Annotated in this window: 1 protein-coding gene; it reads right to left on the minus strand. The window is 68.9% G+C overall.

The annotated features are described in order from the left end of the window. Positions 1-28: 28 nt before the first annotated feature. Complete coding sequence (locus ACFU53_RS48025; RefSeq protein ID WP_384007007.1) at positions 29-1,267, minus strand: IS701 family transposase; 1,239 nt, start codon at positions 1,265-1,267, stop codon at positions 29-31. Positions 1,268-1,431 lie beyond the last annotated feature (164 nt).

The raw sequence follows: 1,431 nt of genomic DNA on the forward strand, positions 1-1,431 counted from the left end.
CTAGTACTCCAGCTGTAGATCGTGATCTTCATGTCTGGGATGCGGCTTGTCGCCGGTAGTGACTGGTGCGTGATCGTGCCTGGTGGCGGCGGCGCCAGTCGGACCAGGCAAGCCGGTGGGCCGCATCGCGGACGGGCCGGACGACGAGCGCGATGAACAGGCGGCAGATCTCGTTGCAGGACAGCGGGATCAGGTCGTCCGGCGTGGGTCGGTGTGCGTGTTCGTCGGCGCGGACGACGGCGAGGAAGGCGTGGGCCAGCATCGCGAGGGTGACCCAGCGGGCCCACGAGGGGTAGCGGCGGACCTGGTGCTCATCCAGCCCGGCCAGCCCCTTCTCGCTCTGGAAGGTCTCCTCCACCCGCCATCTGGAACCTGCGACCTTGACCAGGGTGGCCAGGGATGCCGGCGTGGTGGAGTGGCAGCGGTAGTAGGCGAGTTCACCGGTGCTGCGGTTGCGGCGGATCAGCAGCTGGTTGCGGCCCGGTGTCGCTTCGGCGAGGTCGATGACGGCCCAGTCGTAGAACCGCTGCCCCTTCGCGCCGTGCCCGGCCGAGAGCTTCTGCCAGGCCCGCTTCGGCACCTTCCGCGCCAGGGTATCGGCGCGGAACGTGCCTGCGCCGGTGGGTACTTCGGCCGAGCAGGCCACCGCGAGCACATAGCCGATGCCGCGTTTCTCCAAGGCCGTCCGCAGTTTCGGGTTGCCGCCGTAGACCTCGTCCCCGGTGACCCAGCCGACGCGGTGTCCGGCGTCCAGGAACCGTTCGATCATCACTCGGGCCAGTTCCGGCTTGGTCGCGAAGACGGTGTCCTCGCCGAGCCCCGCCGCCCGGCAGCGGTCCGGATCGCACGTCCACGAACGAGGGATGTACAGCTCCCGGTCCACCGCCGCGTGCCCGCGCTCGCCGGCGTAGACGAGGTAGACCGCAACCTGCGAGTTCTCGATCCGCCCGGCAGTGCCGGTGTACTGGCGCTGAACCCCGACGGTGTGGGTGCCCTTCTTCACGTCGCCGGTCTCGTCGACGACCAGCACCGCGGCCTCGTCGTGGAGGTGCTCGACGACATACTCACGCACGTCATCGCGGACGGCATCGGCGTTCCAGGACGCCCGGGACAGCAGGTGCTGCATGCCGTGCGGGGCGGCTTCCCCGGCCCATTCGGCGATCGTCCAGCAGTTTTTGCGCGGCAGGTCCGACAGCAGAGCCAGCACCAACCGCCCAGCCCGCAGCCGTGGTTCGGCCCGGGCGAACCGGCTCGCAATCCGGCCCATGGCCACCTCGAACGCCTCCCGCCAACGCGCGGGATCTATGCTGTGACCTGCGGCCACCGTCTCATCGTCAGTCCACACAACTCACGATGATCAACGGTGGCCGCACCCGTCTCCGCACCGGCCCCGACCAGCAAGATCACGATCTACAGCTGGAGTACTAGGCG

It is taken from the genome of Streptomyces sp. NPDC057474 (assembly GCF_042802555.1).
Lineage (GTDB): Bacteria > Actinomycetota > Actinomycetes > Streptomycetales > Streptomycetaceae > Streptomyces.

Bases quoted from the DNA above. Each gene is read 5' to 3' on its own strand.
- ACFU53_RS48025 (WP_384007007.1), bottom strand. From the start codon at position 1,267: ATGGGCCGGATTGCGAGCCGGTTCGCCCGGGCCGAACCACGGCTGCGG.